Below are 16,328 nucleotides of genomic sequence, written 5' to 3' on the forward strand. Positions count from 1 at the left end.
TATTTCACATCTATCAATTATTTAAATGAATAATAAATTTAAAATTCTTAATAAAACAATTATTAAATGCAAAAAATGTCCAAGATTAACCAATTTTATTAAAAAAATTTCTAAAAAAAAAAGAAAACAAAATATTAATGAAAACTATTGGGGCAAACCAGTTACAGGATTTGGTGATATAAACGCAAAACTTCTAGTATTAGGATTGGCTCCTGCTGCACACGGTGGAACAAGAACTGGGCGGGCTTTTACTGGTGATAAATCTGGAGAATTTTTATTTCAATGTCTGTATAAAGCAAAAATAGCCAATCAACCAATTTCAAAAAATTTAAATGATGGACTTAAGATAAAATCTACTTATATCACAAATATATTAAAATGTGTTCCTCCTGGAGATAAACCTCTTAATAAAGAATTAGATAATTGTTCAATATATTTTGATACAGAAATTTCTAATTTAAATAAATTAAAGTTAATTGTTACATTGGGAAAAGTTGCTTTTGATAATTGTCTTAAATTTTACAAAAAAAAGTATACTCTTGCTAAAAAGATACATTTCAAACATGGTGAATCCTATTTATTACCTGATAATGTAACTTTAATTCCTTGCTACCATCCAAGTCCAAGAAATGTAAATACAAAATTAATTACTGAAAAAATGATGGTTTCTTTATTTCTGAGAGCTAAAAGATTAACTAAAGCTTAATACTATCACAAAAGTAAGGTTTAAAATTATCAAAAATTATATCTGGTACTCTAACTGGTTTGCCTTGTTCATCTACAAAAACTAAATGAACTTGCGCCTCCACAATCAAGATTTCATTTTTACTTATAAACTGATTCATAAAAAAAGATGTTTTTGTTACTGATTTTATAAATGATCTAATAGATAATTGATCTTCAAGATGTGCTGGTTTTTTATATTCAATATTGCAAGATTTAACAATAATGAGTGCACCAAATTTTTCTTTTATTTGTAAATTACTTAATCCAATTTTTGCCAAAGCTTCTGTTCTGGCTCTTTCAAGATACTTAAGGTAATTAGCATAGTATACAACACCCCCAGCATCTGTATCTTCATAATATACTTTTACATTATGATAAAAATTTTCATGCATTGCATTATTCTATCAAAAAAAATAATAATATAACAGAAACTAAGATATAGTTAGAACAATGAAAATATATATCATTTGGTTAATCGGGGTTGTTATATGGAATTTTGGGTTTCCGAATGCACAGCCAATAGAAGATGTTATAGTGGCAATTCTACTATCTTTTTTAAGTATTGGTTTAAAAAAATATCTTAAACTTTAATTAATTTGCAGAAAAATAAATATTTTGAAAGTATGAAATAGCTTTCATTTTTGAATTATCAGTGTCTACCATTATAGCCAAACCATCTAATTGATTTACATTTAAATTATGAAATCTTTTAAAATCCTCTTTTACATTAGCTTTAACAGTTACCCATTTGTTTAAATTTTCTTTGGTTGTAGCTAAAACATTATCTATAGATTTTTTTGTATATGGACTTGGCGAATTAAGACCAACTTCGCTATTACTTGAAAATACATAATTAATAGCTCTGTTTGACAAAGGTGTTGCACCTGTTTTTTTTATTACAAAAACACGAGCGGCAAAATCATGCCCTTTTTTAGTGTTTTCTTTAATTCCCTGTAAATCCTTCTCTATTTTCCACGTAATATTAACAAATGGGGTTTTATTTAGATCAATATTTATCTCTTTTCCTAATCCTGATGCTGCATTATCTGCAATTGCTTTTAAAAAGTTACCATTTTCATTAGATCCAACAGAATAGATTGTTTTATTTTTGGCCCCTCTTATCTTTCTTACTTCCAATTTGGATAACTCTGAATCTGTAAATTCAAAAACATTTGTAACTTCTGCATTTGCAAAAGTGAATGAAATAGAAATTAAAAAAATTAAACTTAAAATTTTATACATGGATACTTATAATTAATTATTTTTTTAAATACAACTTTTTGACACATTTTAAACATTCTTAATTCAATATCTTTAATTAAGTTAAAAGAGTGAAAACAATTTCAATCTTTTTATTATTAATCTATTGGTCAGCAATGATTTTTGCTCCAGTGATAGGAAAAAATACTAATATTGATGAAAATAAAAAAATTGTTAAAAATTTATAATATACAATTGTATTAATAAGTAGATCTACCACCACTTATATCGAACACAGCAGCTGTGGAAAAAGAATTTTCTTCTGATGAAAGCCAGCAAACTAATGAGGTAAACTCATGTATTTCAAGAAATCTACCTCTAGGCACCTTAGAAAGCATTCTCTGAACATGTTCTTTGCTCATTTGATCTAAAATTCTTGTTTTAGCACCTGCAGGTGTCACTGCATTTACAGCTATATTTTTGTCAGCAAGCTCTTTTCCAAGTGATTTTGTTAGTCCAATAGCACCTGCTTTTCCAGAACTATAAGCGCTTGCGTTTGCATTGCCATCTTTACCAGCTACAGAAGCTACGTTTACTATTCTACCATAATTGTTCTTAATCATATTTGGTACTATTGCTCTACAACAGTTAAAAGTGCCAACAAGATTTATTTGAACAATTTTATTCCACATCTCAACGTCATACTCCCACAAAGGAGCTGTTGGTCCTGTAATCCCAGCGTTGTTAATTAAAATATCTATATTAGATTTTGATGCAATATCTGAAACTGTTTTTTCTATTTGTTTGTAATTTGAAACATCAATTACATTATAACTTAGATTGGCATTATTTACTTCATCAGCTGCTGATTTAAGTAATTTTTCATCTATATCCCAAATAATAACTTTAGCACCAGAGTCTAAAAAACGTTTGGCAATATCAAGACCAAAACCTTGGCCGCCACCAGTTATTACAGCTGTTCTATCTTTAAAATCAAATTCATTCATAAATTTATTTTTTTGCGAGTAAGTAATATGTTATTGAGGAGACAATTGCACCAATTATCCAAGCATAAGATTGTAAAAACATTAAATTAGTATTCCAAATTGTTGAAGCAGAAAAAATAAATCCTATAATTAAAGAATATGTTGCTTTGATATGCCATCCTTTTGAATAATAATAAGAGCTATCCGTTTCGATTGAATAAATATCTTTGTTACTTAAGCTACTTTCTTTTATTATGTAGTAATCAACAATTATTAATCCAAATAATGGTCCAAAAAATGCACCAAAAGTATCAATAAAAGATAAAATTCCAATTTGACTTAAGAATGTTAGCCAAAAAATTCCAATCAAAAAACCTATAATTGAAATTACATAACTTGCACTTTTCAAAGTTAGTTTGCTTGGTACAAAATTAATAAGTGAATATTGAGATGGAATAAAATTTGCTACCAGATTGGTTGAGGCCGAAGCAACAATTATAAAAAAAAGAACAATAATAGTAATTTGCAGATTATCAAATTTACCAATAATGTCTGTTGGATTTGTAAAAATTCTATCTAAATCCTCAAATTTTTGATTTAAAAATGTGTCAGAACCTACAACAATAAAAACAGCGAAAAATGAAAAAATAATTAGATTTAAAATTAAACTGAAATTTCCTTTTTCTAAATTTTTTTCATCTTTTACATATCTAGAATAGTCACCATAACTTAAAATAATTATTGAAAAATATGCAAAAATAGTTCCAGCAACTGTTAATAATGGTATTAAATTATTAATATCTAAAAAATTTTTGAAATTCAAAATATTGGTAAATGCTTGTGATGTAGCTTGTACATCGCTTAAAAAAACAACAAAGAAAAAAATTATCATTCCAGAATAGACTGTGATAGCTGAAATATTAATCAACTTTTTATTAAATTGAATTCCTACGCTAAACATCATTGCCTGAAAAATAACAACACCACTAAATGAAACCCAGTCGATTACATTTAATCCTAACAAAAATGTAAGAAATATTTCTTGATCTAAAAGAGAATTGTCAATTGAGAAAATTAATATTCTTAAAAGATAACCGATAGCCTTTGATAAAAAATATGTTTGAATACCAAACATAAATATTCCTACAATACTTCTGATTAAGCCAAAAAATTTTGCACCTCTAAAACCTAAAGAAGATCTTAGTAAAACGGCAAATGGCAGACCAAATTTTTGCGAAGGCTTACCAATTAAATTTGAAAATAAATAAACTAAAAATGATCCTAAAATAGTTCCAAAAAAAACTACAAAAGTATTCAGACTATAAATTGTATATAGTGAAGCTATTAAAGAAAATCCTATTATGCTTTGAACGTTAACACCCCAATAACAAAAAAGGTCTTTCCAGTCCCAAGTTTTATAATTTGGGTTTACTGAAACAAGGTCCCAATTTGAAAGAGAGTATTTTACTTTTGGCTGATTCACTAAAAATTATAATAAACTAATAATTTCTACTGTCCATACAGATAGGCCGGTAACCATAAAGCAATCTTAGGAAATACAATAATTAATATTAATCCTATTACTTGAATAACCATAAATTGCATCATTCCATAATAAATATCTTTTAAATCCCATTCTGGTACCACACCTTTTAAAAAATATGCAGAAAGTGCTACAGGTGGTGACAGCCAGGCGGTTTGGAGATTGACCGCTACAAGAATTGCAAACCAAGTTAAATTAAATCCTAAAGCTTCAACTAATGGTAATATAATTGGAATTATAATCATTACTATTGGTACCCACTCTAATGGCCAACCAAGTAAAAAAATCATCACCATAATTAATGCTAAAATAAAATATTTATTCATTTCAAGACCTAATAAAAAGTCTGTAAGTAACATTGGAGTTCCAAGTCTTGAAAATACTGCACCAAAAAAGTTTGAGGCTGCAACCAGAACCATTATTAAAGCTGAGATTTCTAAAGTTTTAACTAATGCATCTTGTAATTTTTTAAATGTTAATTTTCTATATGCTAAGGCCAACAACAAAGAGCCCATAGCACCACAACCAGCAGCTTCTGTAGGTGTTGCAAAACCAAATAGGATACTTCCTAGAGCTGCAAAAACTAATGCTGCAGGTGGGACCAACCCTAAAAAGAATTCAATCCAAACAGCTTTCATACTCGTTGCTCTAAGTTCTGGTGGTAATACTGGGCCTAAGCTTGGATCGATCCAACATCTTATTGTAGTGTAAGCCGCATAAAGTGTTGCAAGTAAAATTCCAGGAATAATCGCAGCTGCAAATAAATCCGTTACTGGTATCTCCATAATAGGACCCATTACAACAAGCATAATACTTGGTGGAATTAAGATACCTAAAGTACCACCAGCAGTAATTGTTCCAGCTGCAAGCCTTACATTATAGCCAGATTTGTTCATTGATTTTGCAGCCATAATTCCTAAAATGGTAACAGATGCACCAACTATTCCTGTGGCTGCTGCAAATACAACAGATACAAATAATACAGCGTAATATAAAGACCCTCTAACTTTGGCCAGCATTAATTGAAATGCAGAAAACAATCTTTCCATTAAACCTGCTTGTTCCATCATTATTCCCATAAAGACAAAGAGTGGGACAGCGGCAAGCGTTTGTTCGGTCATGACCATCGAAAATTGTAAGGTCATTAAATAGAATACTAGTTTACCAAAGCCTAAATAACCAAATACAAAGCCTAAAAAAATTAATGTAAATGAAATTGGGAATCCAACAAATATTGAGAACAGCATTACTCCAATTAAAACAAAACCTAAAATTGCTGGATCTATAAATTCAGCTAACATCTATTCTTCTTCTCCTGGCCACACACCTTTGGTAGCAGCCCAATAACTTTTAAATAATTCTGAAACACCTTGAATGAGTAAAAACACTATACCAAACCATAAAGAAGCTTTGATAGGCCACATATAAGGCATCCAAGCTGTATCCATTCCTCTTTCTCCTCTCATTATAGACTCCTGAACAAATCCAGTTGTCATATAAAGAAAAACAATCAGTCCTGGGAAATAAAATAAAAGGTATAACCAAAAATCTATTCTTCCTTGTGTTTTGGTTTTAAAATTTCTATATAAAAAATCTGCTCTAATGTGTACACCTTTTGATAACGCGTAACCTGCACCTAACATAAATAAAGCACCGTACATAAATCTACTCATGTCGTAAGCCCACATTGTCGGAGCAGTAAACAATTTTCTAGCTAAAACTTCATATGTCATTGCCAATATTAAAGGAACTGTAATCCAACAAACGGTATTTCCTACCCACTTATTAAACAAATCAATTTTTGTAATTGAAGATGCCATCCACTTAGGCATGCTCTTAGGCATTGGTCCTGAACCACCTCTTCGCTCAGCAATCATTTCATCAGAAATATCAAGCTTCATAGGTTTAATTGGTTTTTTTGGTTTGTGGTTTCTTGGCATGTAAAAATTCTCTGATAATTAAAAATAAAGCGGGCAATTGCTTGCCCGCTTTATAAAAGTTTTGATACTATTTTAATGTCGCTGCGTGAGCCATTCCTAGCTTAGCATTAGACATTTGAGATCCAGACCAGAATGGTACTGCGATATCAGCAAAGTCTTTTTGAGACTGCCATACTTTAGCAAAGAACTTGTTCTTCGCAGCATTAGTCTCTAAAGATTTTTTAGCAGCAGCCATATACGCTGGGAAATAGTCAGCTGGAGTATCATGTAAAATTACACCATGTTTTCCAGTTAACTCAGCAAGAGCTTTTCCGTTTTCGTATATTCTGTAACTCATTGATTTTGATAGTGATGCATTCGCAGCAACTTCTAAAGCTTTCTTCTCAATAGCAGACATTTTCTTATATTTGCTACCAGTTAAATAGAAGTCAGCATTTACTACTACTTGGTGAAGACCTTGTAGGTAGTAATGTTTTAGAACTTTTTGGAAACCGAATGTCATGTCAGGCTTTGGACAACACCATTCAGCAGCATCAATTGTACCTGCTTCAAGAGCTGGTAGAATATCTCCACCACCCATTGCAACAGATGCTACACCGATATCTTTATAAGTTTGTCCTGGAATTCCTGGAGGAGTTCTGAACTTGTACTTTCTAAAGTCAGCCATGCTGTTGATTGGCTCTTTGAACCAACCTAGAGCTTCTGGGCCTACTGGTTGTAACATAAATCCTTTGATGTCTCTTCCCATCTCAGACCATAGTTGGTCGTATAGTTCTTTACCACCACCGTATTGGAACCAAGATAAAAATGCGATATTATCAATACCAACACCTGCACCTGCTACTGGCGAACCAAATAACATAGCTGCTGGGTGATCACCTGACCAATAGTGAGTCCAAGCGAAACCACAATCGATAAGACCTTTATCTACTGCATCTAAAGTTTCTTTAACACCAACTACTGAACCAGCTGGCATAATTTCGAACTTAAGTGAACCTTGTGTTAGTTCAGTCACTGTGTCAGTGAAATCTTTTAACATTTTCACTTCGTCAGCTTTTGCACTAATTACAGTTTGACACTTAAGAGTTTGTGCAGAATTTGCTCCTGTAACAGTCATTACTGTTAAAAGAAGAGTTCCTACAACTAATGATATGATTTTTTTCATATTGTATTTTCCCTCTTGTTGTTTTTTTTATAAAAAAAGTACCCTGTCAAAATTTTAAAAGTATAACAAGAGCTAATATGTATTTATTCAACAATTTTTTAGTAAATTTGCTATAAATAAATAAATTTAATTTAAAAACATTCTAAGTTAGTGAAAAATTTTGATTTTATAATTCTTGGTGCAGGATCTGCAGGATGTGTACTTGCTAATAGATTGTCTGAAAATCCAAATCATAAAGTTTTGCTTTTAGAAGCAGGTGGAAAAGATAACTATCCATGGATTCATATTCCCGTTGGTTATTTTAAAACAATGCACAATCCAAAAACTGATTGGTGTTATCGAACGGAACCTGATGAAAGCATGAATAATATTTCTATTAGATATCCCAGGGGAAAAACTTTAGGTGGAAGCTCATCAATTAATGGTCTTTTATATATACGAGGACAGCATAGAGACTATGATGTTTGGAGGCAATTAGGAAATAGTGGTTGGGGATGGGACGACGTTCTTCCCTATTTTGTTAAAGCAGAAAATCAAGAAAGAGGTCAAAGCGAATTCCATGGAGTTGGAGGACCTTTGTCGGTTTCAGATCAAAGAATTCATTTACCTCTTTTAGATGAGTTTCAAAATGCAGCAGAGGAATTTGGAATACCTAAAACAAAAGATTTTAATACTGGCGACAATCATGGGTGTGGTTATTTTCAAGTAACTCAAAAAGATGGTTTTAGATGCAGTACATCAGTTGGCTATTTAAACCCAATTAAACATAGAAAAAATTTAAAGATTATTACTAATGCGCATATAAAAAAAATAAATTTTGAAAATAAAATAGCTAAAGACGTTGAATTTTGGGAGGGTGATGAGCTTAAAAAAATTCAAGCGAATAAAGAGATAATATTGTCGTCAGGTGCCATTGGCTCTCCACAAATTTTACAAGTATCAGGAATTGGTAATCCAGAAAAATTAAAAAACTTAGGTATTAATATGGTTCAAAATTTAAATGGTGTTGGTGAAAATTTACACGATCATTTGATGTTAAGACCCATTTATAAAATTCAAGGACTGAAATCACTTAATAAAAAAATTAATAGTTTATTTGGAAATTTGATGATTGGGCTTGAATATGTTTTTAATAGAAGTGGACCGATGACTATGGGTGCTAGTCAATTATGTATGTTTGCAAAGAGTGATGCTTCTTTAGAGTTACCAGATTTACAATGGCATGTTCAGCCTATGAGTATGGATGCGTTAGGAGCAACTAAAAATCATGACTTTCATGCATTCACCCCAACAGTTTCAAATATTAGACCAACAAGCAGAGGTCACGTAAGTATTGTAGATAAAGACTCAAGAACTTATGCAAAGATTAAACAAAATTATCTTTCAACAAATCATGACCGAATGGTTGCTGCAAGAGGGCTTAAATTAACGAGAAAAATTGTATTAGAATCTGAAACTTTTAAAAAATATTTACCTGAAGAATATAGGCCAGGTGTAAGTATAAATGATGATGAAGAATTAGTTAAAGAAGCATCTAATCATGCTCAAACTATATTTCATCCTGTTGGAACATGTAAGATGGGACAAGATGATATGGCTGTTGTAGATGAACAATTAAAAGTTAGAGGTATCAAAAACCTTAGAGTGATAGATGCATCTATTATGCCAAACATAACCTCAGGAAATACTAATGCACCAACAATAATGATTGCAGAAAAAGGTGCAGATATGATATTAAGCAGCTAATGTTTTCAGAATTATTTGGAGCCGAACAGCTCGTCATCTTAAGTCAAATTATTTTCATAGATTTAGTATTAGCTGGTGATAACGCAATTATAATTGGAATGGTTGCATCTAAGTTTCCTGTTGAGCAAAGAAAAAAAGTAATTTTCTGGGGTATAGGTGGTGCTGTAATTTTAAGAATTATCTTAACTATGTTAACAGCTTACTTACTACAAATCACAGGCTTGAGGTTAATTGGAGGATTATTATTACTTTATATTGTTTACAAACTTTATGTTGATGTAATTAAAGGTCAATCTAATGAAGAAGATATAAAAGTTGATAACTCAAGCTTTATGAAAGCAATATGGACTGTTTTACTGGCTGATTTTACGATGAGTTTAGATAATGTTTTAGGTGTAGCTGGTGCTGCGGGTGATCATTATGTTCTATTAATTTTTGGATTAGCTTTATCAATTATTTTAATGGCAACAGCAGCCAATTTAATATCTAGATGGATTAATGAATATAAGTGGATAGCTTGGATTGGTTTAATTGCTATACTGGTAGTTGCTATAGAATTAATCTATACAGACTTAAAATTGTTTATTTAATATGTACCTACAAAAAATTAATTTAAAAAATAAATATGCACTAGTAACAGGTGCTGGTAAAGGCTTGGGAAGAGCTTGCTCTATTGCTTTGGCTGAAGCCGGTGCAACAGTTATTGCTTTAAGTAGAACTTCATCTGACTTAGATAAATTAGAAAAAGATATAAAAAAAGTTAAAGGAAAAATTATAAAAATTCCATGTGATGTGATGAACTATAATGATTTAAAACAAAAAATAGAAAAAATTAAGATTATAGACGTTCTTGTAAATAATGCAGGAACCAATATCCCTGAACCTTTTGAAAAAATCAAACAACAAAGTATGAACTACTTAGTCGACCTAAATCTTAAAGCAGCTTTTAATGTTGCACAACTTGTAGTTAAAAAAATGTTAAAAAATAAAAAAAGACCAGGATCAATAATTAATATGTCTTCTCAGCTTGGTCATGTTGGTATGAGTGGTAGAAATGTTTATAATATGACTAAATTTGGTATTGAAGGGTTAACCAAGGGTATGGGTGTTGAACTAGCAAAAAATAATATTAGAGTTAATACTGTTGCGCCTACTTTTGTTGAAACACCAATGGTTAAAAACTTTTTCAAAAATAAGAAATTTAAGAAATTAGCTTTAGGTAATATTCCATTAGGAAGAGCTGCAACTGAGAGTGATATTGCTACAACAGTTTGCTTTTTAGCTTCCTCAGCTTCTTCAATGATTACAGGAACATCAATAGTAATAGATGGCGGATGGACAGCTCAATAATTTATAGATTTCTATTAATATTATTTATTTTTATAACATCTCACGTAAAAGCCGTTGAATTTCAAGGAAAGTTTATGCAAGGTCACTTTATACTTGGAAAAACTGATCCTAATGCAGAAATTATAGTTGGTAAAAAAAAGGTAAAAGTATCAAAAGAAGGTTTTTTTGTTTTTGGAATTGATAGGGATAGAAAGTTTGATTTAACATTTACTAAAACTATAGACGGTAAAAAATCAAAAGTTATAAAAAAAGTTTTAAAAAGAAAATATAACATTCAAAGAATTGATGGACTTGCAGAAAGTAAAGTAACACCTCCTGAATCTGTTTATAAAAGAATTAAAAAAGAAAATAATGCAATTGGTGAGGCTAGAGCAATTAATTCTAATTTAACATTCTTTAAAGATAAATTTATTATGCCTGTTAAGGGTGTTATCAGTGGAGTTTATGGAAGCCAAAGAATTTTAAATGGTAAACCTAGATGGCCACATTATGGTATTGATATAGCTGCAAAACAAGGCACAATGATTATCTCATCTGGAACTGGAGTTGTAACAATGGCAGAAGATGATTTATATTATACAGGTGGAACAATCATTATGGATCATGGACATGGTATTTCAACAATATATTCACATCTTGAAAATATTTTAGTATCTGTTGGAGATCAAATAAATCAAGGTGATGTAATAGGAACTGTTGGTTCAACTGGAAGATCAACTGGACCACATCTTGATTTTAGAATTAACTGGTTTCAAACAAGACTTGATCCAATGTCAGTATTAAACTAATAATTTCTTTATGGCGCTTCATTTTAGTAAAGATGAATTTTTAAAAAGAAAACAAAGTGTTTTAAAATCTATGAAAGAGCAAAATTTAGATGCTCTTTTAATGTTTAGGCAAGAGTCCATGTATTGGCTTACAGGCTATGACACATTTGGATATGTTTTTTTTCAAACTCTCATATTGGATCAAGCAGGAAATGTAATACTACTAACTCGTGCTCCTGATTTAAGACAAGCACAAAATACTTCTAATATTGAAGACATAAGAATTTGGGTTGATAAAGATGGCATGAATCCAACTGATGATCTTAAAAAAATTTTAAATGAGCTTGATCTAAAAAATAAAAATATTGGAATTGAATACGAAGCTTACGGAATGACTGGACGTAATGCTTTAAAATTAAACAAATCTTTAGCAAATTATTGCTCAGTTCAAGATCAATCAGAATTAATAACAAAATTACGAGTAATTAAATCAAATGAAGAATTGGTTTATGTTAGAAAAGCAGCAGAGCTTGCCGATAGTGCTCTTGATGAAGCGTGGAAATATACAAAAGCTGGTGCTAGTGAAGCAAAAATTTTAGCAGAAATGCAAAGAGCAGTTCTTGAAGACGGTGGAGACTATCCTGCTAATGAATACATTATCGGCTCAGGTGATAATGCGCTACTTTGTAGATATCAAGCTGAAAAAAGAAATTTATCTACAACAGATCAATTAAGTCTAGAATGGGCAGGAACTTTTAAACACTATCACTCTGCAATGTTTAGAACTATCCCAATTGGAAAAGCTGACAACAAACATATTAAAATGCATGAAGCATGTATTGAAGCGTTAACAAATTGTGTAAAAACTTTAGTTCCAGGAAAGACTGCAGGAAATGTATTTGATGCTCACGCTAAGACTTTTGATGATTTGAGTTTCAATAAAGCTAGAATGAATGCATGTGGTTATTCTTTGGGTTCAACCTTTTCACCTAATTGGATGGACTGGCCAATGCTATACACTGGTAATCCTTATGTCATAACTCCAGGCAACGTCTTCTTCATGCACATGATATTAATGGATTCAGACAGCAATTTAGCAATGAATTTGGGTGAGACCTATTTAGTTACAAAAAATGGTAACGAGAGATTAGGTAAACAAAAATTGGATCTTGTGGTCCTTTAGTTTCTATATAATATAAAACTATGCCTTCGTTTGACGTTATAAGTAAAATTAATTATCCAGAATTTGATAATGCTCTTGCTAATTGTTTAAGAGAAATTACTAATCGATATGATTTTAAAGGACTTAATATTTCGATTGAAAGAAAAGATAAGACTATCACCACAATAGCACCAGATGAATTAAAATTAAAACAAGTAAATGAATTGCTACAAGTTCATCTTATAAGAAGAAAAGTAGACCCTAGAGTAATAACTATTAAAAATTCAGAGAGTGCTGCTGGCACAACTATCAGACAAGTCAGTGAATTAAAAGAAGGTATAAGCCAAGAAAATGCTAAAAAAATTATTGCTGATGTTAAAAAACTAAAACTTAAAATCCAAATTAAAATTCAAGGGGAAGAATTAAGAGCTGAAGGAAAAAAAAGAGATAATTTACAAGAAGCAATATCCGCAATAGAAGCAATTGATATTGGCCTGCCAATTGAATTTGTAAATTTTAGAGATTAATTGAGATAAGCCTTATCAAATTGATGAATAATTATATTTTATTTTTAATTACTCTATTTTGTTGGTCTCCCACTTGGTATTTAATTAAATTTCAATTAGGTTACGTGGATCCATTAGTATCAGTTTTTTATAGATTTCTAATTGCAGCAATCATTATTTTTATTTACATAATATCAAAAAAAAAAAATGAAATTTTCTGTCAATTATCATTTATGGTTTTTATTTTTTGGAACATGTCTTTATTCAATTAATTATGTTTTCTTTTATCTGTCTAATACGTATTTAATAAGTGCATTTCCTGCTGTTGTTTTTTCAACTGTTGTTATTATGAATATTTTAGGTGAAACTTTTTACTTTAAAAAAAAACCTTCCTATAAAACTTTAATTGGTGCAGCAATTGGAATGATCGGAACTATAATTATTTTTAATAATGAGATTTTCAGTTTTAATTTAGAAAAAGGTACTCATATAGGTTTATTTTTAGCATTAATTGGGACATTTTGTGCCTCAACAGGTAATATGGTTCATCAAAGAAATTTGAATAATAATTTTCCTCCACTACAAACAATTGCTTATGCAATGTTATATGGTTCTCTGGTCACTTTATTAATTACACAAGTTCGTGGTGCTGAATTATTATTTGAATATAGTTTCAGCTATATATCTTCCCTATTTTATCTTTCTATCTTTGGATCAATATTTGCTTTTATTTCTTACTTGAAATTACTTGAAAAAGTAGGTCCTGGAAGAGCGGGATACGTTGGTGTTGTTATGCCAGTTCTTGCTTTAATAATTTCTACAGTTTTTGAAAGATTGGAATGGCAAACAGATTTAATTGTAGGTCTACCAATATTAATTATTGGTGCAATTCTTGTTATAAATCAAAAAATAAAAGATGCTTAGTTGTTAAATAAAAAATTTAAATTTCTGATTTAGCTCTCAAACGTTCATAGAATAATCTAGTTTTAACACCAAGATTTAATAAAGGTTGTGGTGGTAACCAAGTAGGTTTAATTCGAGCTTCAATAGTTTTTATTTCACTTGTATTTTCATTGCTTGCTTTAATGGCAATTTGTTCTCCAAATAAAGTTCCAACACCAATACCTGAACCATTATAGCAACCAGCAGCAAAGATATTGTTATCAATTTTTTCAAATATCTGTGAGCTATTTCGTGTTCTAGATACAATACCAGACCATGATGATTGAATGATATTATCTGGTAATTGTGGAAATCTTTTTTTAATTCCAATCTTTTGATATATAGATCTTTTGTTTAATTCTGATTTAGTCATTTTAAAAGGATTGTGAACCTCGGCTGTGTTTCTTATTAAAATTCTTTTATCTTTTGTCATTCTAATAGTAGCGCCCATTGGTCGTACAGGTAATACACCCCATTCGATTGGTTTACCTAAAGTATTAAATTCAGAGTCAGTTAATCGTCTAGTAATGCTTGCTGTTAAAGTAATTGGAAAATTATAGTTAGATTTAATTCCTAAGGTTTTCAAAAACCCGTTTGTAGCAAAAATAATTTTCTTAGTATTAATTTTACCCTTATCAAAATTACAAGAGATTATATCGTTTAATTTATTCCAATTTAATAAATAAGAATTTTCAAATAAATAAACATTGTCAGGTAAAACATCGATCATTGCTCTAACTAATTTTCCAGGATGTAATAATACTCCGCCTCTAGTATAAAGTGCTACACTATAAAAATTTGTACCCAATCTTTGTTTTAACTCATTTTTTGAAAATAAATCATGGTCATATCCTAAATTAGAGAGTGTATTTGAAAAATTTGACAAAATTTTTTGATCTTCTAATTTTGAAGATGCAAAATATTTTCCACATTCATTCCAATCACAATCAACTTGATATTCATTAATAAATTTTTTGACAACATCTATTCCTAATTGGTAAATGTCAGATTTTTTTTTATAGCTTTCTAATTCTTTGTTAGACGTGAAGCCATCATTTAGCGTAGTATCAACTAGGTAGCCAGAATTTCTACTGCTAGCACCCTCACCTGCTAATTGTGCATCTACTAATATAATTTTTTTGCTGGGATGTATTTGACCAAGTTTTCTTGCTGCAGATAATCCAGTAAAACCAGCACCTATTATCAGCCAATCACAATTTAATATCCCATTTAAACTCTTTATATTTGTTCTTTGATTAATATCATTAATCCAAAAACAACTTTTATCATTTTCAATTTTCAATTTTTATATTCCAAATCTTTATAAAAATTAAAAAGTATGTTGGCTATTTTAGAATGTCCAATTTTATTTGGGTGTTCGTCAATATTGAAAAAACTAGATTTATCTAAATCAATTAAGATATACTTAAAATTTTTATCAGTCTTAGGAAAATTAATTACTTTTTCCCATGGTTGTTTTGCTAAAAATATTACTACTTGTTTTTGTGACAAATCAATATTTAACCTTATGATATTTTCCAAATATTCCTTATGTTCATTAAAATCAATTATCTCTAAATTTTTTTCCCTGAATATAATATCAATAATATCTGAAAAAAATAAGCGAATTGAAGTTTTATAATTTCGAAAAATATATCTTGCATTGCTTGATGTGTTATCTTCACTTTGAAAAATTTCTTTATATTCATCTAAATTATTAAGTTTATTAAAATCTAAATCTTTATTTTCAGCCAAATCATTTGGATGATATTGAATAATTATTGTTTTACTATTTTTGTAATATGGACTTAATAATAATCTTTTTATTTCTCTAACAGTCCCATAACTTGATACACCCAAATTATATACTTTCTTATTAGATAATTTTTCTAATTTGTATGAAAAAGTTTCGCTATCATTAACTCCCCAACCCATAGCAATGGAGTCACCTAAAACTATAAGGTAGTCTTTTGATTGATAATCTTGAACAGATGTTTTATGGCTTCTGGTATATCCGTCAAAATTTAATGCAGTTGTGAATTCTGGATTTTTAAAAATACACTTTCCCACTTTTGGTTTATAAAGCAAGTCTTTATCAAAAGAAGTGCAATCATTTTTGTACTGCCAAATATTTCTATAACCTCTAAAATAAGTTTTTTTCTGTATACTTTTGACCCAAAACCAATCATATGTTTTTCCATTGATTAAAGAAACATAGCTAAAAGTAAAAACTATAGCAGCAAGTAATAAATAATAAAAAATAATACTAATTGAGAAAAATAAAATTTTTTTCAT

General features: G+C 29.9%; 18 protein-coding genes. 9 read left to right on the forward strand and 9 right to left on the reverse strand.

The features are described 5' to 3' along the window. The first annotated feature begins 25 nt into the window (after positions 1-25). On the forward strand, positions 26-706 hold the full coding sequence (locus tag ACIJYE_RS04045; protein WP_435089446.1) for a uracil-DNA glycosylase: 681 nt from the start codon (positions 26-28) through the stop codon (positions 704-706). Here ACIJYE_RS04045 and ACIJYE_RS04050 read toward each other — a convergent pair. The 7 genes from ACIJYE_RS04050 to ACIJYE_RS04080 all read right to left on the reverse strand — a co-directional run bounded on the left by ACIJYE_RS04050 (position 696) and on the right by ACIJYE_RS04080 (position 7,560). After that, entirely contained in the window at positions 696-1,118 is a 423-nt protein-coding gene (locus ACIJYE_RS04050) for a YbgC/FadM family acyl-CoA thioesterase (protein WP_435089447.1), read from the reverse strand. The genes ACIJYE_RS04045 and ACIJYE_RS04050 overlap by 11 nt on opposite strands. A 199-nt stretch (positions 1,119-1,317) precedes the next feature. Further along, positions 1,318-1,968 carry a DUF3047 domain-containing protein gene (locus ACIJYE_RS04055; protein ID WP_435089448.1) on the reverse strand — a complete coding sequence of 217 codons (651 nt, stop codon included), beginning with the start codon at positions 1,966-1,968 and terminating at the stop codon, positions 1,318-1,320. Positions 1,969-2,186: 218 nt separating this feature from the next. Further along, entirely contained in the window at positions 2,187-2,933 is a 747-nt protein-coding gene (locus tag ACIJYE_RS04060; RefSeq protein ID WP_435089449.1) for an SDR family NAD(P)-dependent oxidoreductase, read from the reverse strand. Between the two features lie 4 nt (positions 2,934-2,937). Then, the gene (locus tag ACIJYE_RS04065; RefSeq protein ID WP_435089451.1) at positions 2,938-4,395 is read right to left on the reverse strand and encodes a cytosine permease; all 1,458 of its coding nucleotides are present in this window, start codon (positions 4,393-4,395) and stop codon (positions 2,938-2,940) included. Between the two features lie 26 nt (positions 4,396-4,421). Beyond that, complete coding sequence (locus ACIJYE_RS04070) at positions 4,422-5,756, reverse strand: TRAP transporter large permease (RefSeq protein ID WP_435089453.1); 1,335 nt, start codon at positions 5,754-5,756, stop codon at positions 4,422-4,424. Next, positions 5,757-6,395, reverse strand: coding sequence for a TRAP transporter small permease subunit (locus ACIJYE_RS04075; RefSeq protein ID WP_435089455.1), 639 nt, complete (start codon positions 6,393-6,395; stop codon positions 5,757-5,759). A 67-nt stretch (positions 6,396-6,462) separates the two neighbouring features. Continuing rightward, positions 6,463-7,560, reverse strand: a complete 1,098-nt coding sequence (locus ACIJYE_RS04080) for a TRAP transporter substrate-binding protein (RefSeq protein WP_435089457.1) — start codon at positions 7,558-7,560, stop codon at positions 6,463-6,465. A 150-nt stretch (positions 7,561-7,710) separates the two neighbouring features. Between ACIJYE_RS04080 and ACIJYE_RS04085 the strand changes: the two genes are divergently transcribed. The 8 genes from ACIJYE_RS04085 to ACIJYE_RS04120 are packed head-to-tail and all read left to right on the forward strand — an operon-like array spanning position 7,711 to position 14,015. Continuing rightward, positions 7,711-9,306: a GMC family oxidoreductase gene (locus tag ACIJYE_RS04085; protein ID WP_435089458.1), complete on the forward strand. Its 1,596-nt coding sequence runs from the start codon at positions 7,711-7,713 to the stop codon at positions 9,304-9,306. Continuing rightward, entirely contained in the window at positions 9,306-9,896 is a 591-nt protein-coding gene (locus ACIJYE_RS04090; RefSeq protein WP_435089459.1) for a TerC family protein, read from the forward strand. The genes ACIJYE_RS04085 and ACIJYE_RS04090 overlap by 1 nt, the downstream gene beginning before the upstream one ends. Position 9,897: 1 nt before the next feature. Continuing rightward, on the forward strand, positions 9,898-10,656 hold the full coding sequence (locus ACIJYE_RS04095) for an SDR family NAD(P)-dependent oxidoreductase (protein WP_435089460.1): 759 nt from the start codon (positions 9,898-9,900) through the stop codon (positions 10,654-10,656). Further along, the gene (locus ACIJYE_RS04100; RefSeq protein ID WP_435089462.1) at positions 10,641-11,444 is read left to right on the forward strand and encodes a M23 family metallopeptidase; all 804 of its coding nucleotides are present in this window, start codon (positions 10,641-10,643) and stop codon (positions 11,442-11,444) included. The genes ACIJYE_RS04095 and ACIJYE_RS04100 overlap by 16 nt, the downstream gene beginning before the upstream one ends. Before the next feature lie 10 nt (positions 11,445-11,454). Continuing rightward, positions 11,455-12,606 carry a M24 family metallopeptidase gene (locus ACIJYE_RS04105; RefSeq protein ID WP_435089463.1) on the forward strand — a complete coding sequence of 384 codons (1,152 nt, stop codon included), beginning with the start codon at positions 11,455-11,457 and terminating at the stop codon, positions 12,604-12,606. 20 nt (positions 12,607-12,626) lie between these two features. Continuing rightward, positions 12,627-13,112 (forward strand): YajQ family cyclic di-GMP-binding protein, encoded by a 486-nt coding sequence (locus tag ACIJYE_RS04110; RefSeq protein WP_435089465.1) that lies wholly within the window; start codon positions 12,627-12,629, stop codon positions 13,110-13,112. A 23-nt stretch (positions 13,113-13,135) separates the two neighbouring features. Then, entirely contained in the window at positions 13,136-13,363 is a 228-nt protein-coding gene (locus tag ACIJYE_RS04115; protein WP_435089466.1) for an EamA family transporter, read from the forward strand. Continuing rightward, on the forward strand, positions 13,299-14,015 hold the full coding sequence (locus ACIJYE_RS04120) for a DMT family transporter (protein ID WP_435089468.1): 717 nt from the start codon (positions 13,299-13,301) through the stop codon (positions 14,013-14,015). Before ACIJYE_RS04115 ends, ACIJYE_RS04120 begins: the two co-directional genes overlap by 65 nt. A 16-nt stretch (positions 14,016-14,031) precedes the next feature. Here ACIJYE_RS04120 and ACIJYE_RS04125 read toward each other — a convergent pair whose 3' ends face one another. Both ACIJYE_RS04125 and ACIJYE_RS04130 read right to left on the reverse strand, forming a co-directional pair. Next, a complete protein-coding gene (locus tag ACIJYE_RS04125; protein ID WP_435089469.1) occupies positions 14,032-15,336 on the reverse strand; it encodes an NAD(P)/FAD-dependent oxidoreductase in 1,305 nt (434 codons plus the stop codon). After that, positions 15,333-16,328, reverse strand: coding sequence for an SGNH/GDSL hydrolase family protein (locus ACIJYE_RS04130; protein WP_435089470.1), 996 nt, complete (start codon positions 16,326-16,328; stop codon positions 15,333-15,335). Before ACIJYE_RS04130 ends, ACIJYE_RS04125 begins: the two co-directional genes overlap by 4 nt.

It is taken from the genome of Candidatus Pelagibacter bacterium nBUS_30 (assembly GCF_051201245.1).
GTDB lineage: Bacteria > Pseudomonadota > Alphaproteobacteria > Pelagibacterales > Pelagibacteraceae > Pelagibacter.